The sequence below is a fragment of the Nocardioides sp. P5_C9_2 genome (genome assembly GCF_054049555.1).
Window position 1 is genome coordinate 1 of record NZ_JBFUMD010000615.1, and the last position, 1,852, is coordinate 1,852.

Sequence of the window (1,852 nt, forward strand, 5' to 3'; positions counted from 1 at the left end):
CTCCAGGCGAAGCACATGGTCCTGGTGCAGCCGGAGCTCGGCGGCGTCTTCGATGGTGACGATCCGCTCGTCGTGCGGGATGAACGAGGACAGCACGTTGAGGGTGGTCGTCTTGCCGGCGCCGGTGCCGCCGGACACCAGGATGTTCAGGCGACCCTTGACGCAGCCCTCGAGCAGGTTGGCCGAGGGGCGGGTGAGGGACCCGAAGTTGATCAGGTCCTCGACCGTGTAGGGATCCTCGGCGAACTTCCGGATGGTGAGCTTGGAGCCGTCCAGCGCCAGCGGCGGGATGATGGCGTTGACGCGGCTCCCGTCGGGGAGTCGAGCGTCACACATCGGGCTGGTCTCGTCGACGCGTCGACCGATCTTGCTGACGATCTTGTCGATCGTGCGGCGCAGGTGGGCCTCGTCGTTGAACGCGGCGTCGGTTTTGACCAGCTTGCCGCTGCGCTCGATGTAAATGCTGTTGTAGGCGTTGACCATGACCTCGGAGAGGTCGGGGTCGCGCAGCAGGGGCTCGATCGGCCCGTAGCCCAGGATGTCGTCAGCGATCTCCTGCGACACCCGGGCGCGGTCGGCGCTCGACATGGGCTGGTCGGTCTCGGCGATCGCTGTCTGCAGCGCGAAATGCACCTGCTGCTCGAGCTCGGACTGCGTCATGTGCGCGTCGTACAGCTTGGGACCGAGGGTCTCGACCAGGCGGGCGTGGACCAGCCGCTTGACGTCGCCGAACGGATCCCTGCCGGCCGTCTTCTTGCCGACCTCGGCGGAGGTCCTCGCCGCGAGCGAGGTGCTCGCGGGAGGCGTTGCCGCGGCGGTCGCTGCGGCTGCGTCAATGGTCGCCACGGGGGCGGTCGACTGACCGTTGAGCTGGGACCGGCTGCGCTGAGCGGCTGCGATCCGATCGGTGAGACTCATGTCAGGACCTCCTCAGACGGCGCCGGGACGCCTTCTTGACAGATGCGTTCTCTGCGGTGGCGAACGTCGAGGCGAAGTCGACGAGCGCCTTGCTGTTGGCGTGGTTGGGATAGGCGCGCACGAGGGCCTCACCGCGGTTGACGGCGGCCAGCACCTCCCGGCTGGACACCAGCGTGGCGTCGGCCTTGATGCCCAGGGTCGACTCGAACTCGTCCACCGTGAGCCCGACTTTGCCGTCGGCTCGATTGAGGACGAACTTCCAGGTCTCCCGGCCGAAGTTGAGCAGGTCGAGCGTGCCGGTGGCCAGCTTGAGGGCCTTGAGGGCCGGGATGTCGAGGGTGCCGACGAGCACGATCGTGTCGGTGCGGTCGAGGGCCGTGAGGGCGTTGTCGTCGAACACGCCGGACGTGTCGACCACGATGAAGTCGAACATGCCTTTGAGTACGTCCATCATGGCGCCGATGTCGGTGGCCGCTGCGTGGTCGGGGGAGTCGAGGCGGACAGGAGCCGCAACCAGCGAGAGACGTTCCGATGCCCTGGTCAGGATCGAGCTGAGGGCCTCAGGGTCGAACTGCCCGCCGAACGCAACGAGGTCGTTGATCGTCCGTGTCGGGGTGAGCTGGAGCATGATCGCCACGTCGCCGCTGTTGACGTCGAGGTCGACCAGGCAGACCTGGTGGCCCTGCTCGCTGAGGGCTACGCCGAGGTTGGTGGCCACCAGGCTCTTGCCCACGCCACCCTTGGTGGAGAAGACGGTGAGGACCTTCGCCTGCGGGGCGTCGGCGGCAGCCTGGGCAACGGCGCGAGCCTCGGTGGCCTCGGCGAGGGCTGCCTCGGCGGCGGCGCGGGCGTCCTCTTCCAGCACCTGGGAGATCTCCTTGGCCACGCTCCGTGCTCGGTGCACGGCCGTGGTGAGTCCCGCCAGGTCACGGGC

2 protein-coding genes are annotated in these 1,852 nt (G+C 67.9%); both read right to left on the bottom strand.

What is annotated here, in order from left to right; genetic code table 11:
- A partial coding sequence (locus ACXJKL_RS20250) for a CpaF family protein (RefSeq protein WP_457208792.1) occupies positions 1-918 on the bottom strand: 918 nt, incomplete at its 3' end.
- A gap of 1 nt (position 919) precedes the next feature.
- Positions 920-1,852, bottom strand: a 933-nt coding sequence (locus tag ACXJKL_RS20255; protein WP_457208793.1) for an AAA family ATPase, incomplete at its 5' end; no start/stop codon positions are given.